1 protein-coding gene is annotated in these 761 nt (G+C 31.1%); it reads left to right on the top strand.

Translation table 11 applies throughout. From position 1 onward, the window contains the following. Window positions 1–187: 187 nt before the first annotated feature. A complete protein-coding gene (locus tag ACTHW2_RS11510) occupies window positions 188–745 on the top strand; it encodes a recombinase family protein (RefSeq protein ID WP_442264061.1) in 558 nt (185 codons plus the stop codon). Window positions 746–761 lie beyond the last annotated feature (16 nt).

Here is a 761-nt window from a genome sequence, read left to right on the forward strand (position 1 = left end):
AAAATTTATTGCTAATTTGACAGTAAAGAACATTCATCTCAAAAACAATCCTTTATGGGACAAAAAAAGATCATCACATATATGTAATAATGTGATGATCTTTTTATATCAAAACTCTTCTTTTATTCTATGTATCGTTAACGTCCCTTTATGATATAATTTAATAAAATCATAAAGGAGACTTGAAATGAACGGGTATAAATATGGGTATGCTCGTGTTAGCACAAATAATCAAGAATTAGCAAGACAAATTGATTTATTAGAGAAAGAAAATTGTAATGAAATACTAACTGAAAAAATCACAGGCACAAAAACAAAGAGACCTCAGTTAGATCGTTTGAGGGATAAGATAAGACCTGGAGACACGATTGTTGTAGAAAGTTTTTCGCGTTTAGGGCGTAGTACTAAGGATTTAATAGAATTGGTTAACTATTTTGAAGATAATAATATTAAGTTAATTAGTCTAAAGGAAAATTTTGATACTAAGAGTCCTCACGGGAAGTTAATGATGACGGTATTTCAAGCTTTTAGTCAATTTGAGCGAGATTTAATTGTAGAACGGACTAAAGAAGGATTAAAAAGCGCACGTGCTAGAGGTCGAAAGGGTGGAAGGCCACGAGCCAACCAAGCCAACGTAAACCGTGCAATAAAATTATATAACAGTCAAGAGTATTCAATAACCGAAATAACCATTATGACAGGCATTAGTTCATCAACACTATATAGATATTTAAACATAAAGTAAAAATTACCTAATGTAT

It is taken from the genome of Tissierella sp. (genome assembly GCF_052089545.1).
Taxonomy (GTDB): domain Bacteria; phylum Bacillota; class Clostridia; order Tissierellales; family Tissierellaceae; genus Tissierella_A.

What these genes read in the sequence shown, in the direction of transcription:
- ACTHW2_RS11510 (WP_442264061.1), top strand. Translation starts at nt 188, where the DNA reads ATGAACGGGTATAAATATGGGTATGCTCGTGTTAGCACAAATAATCAA.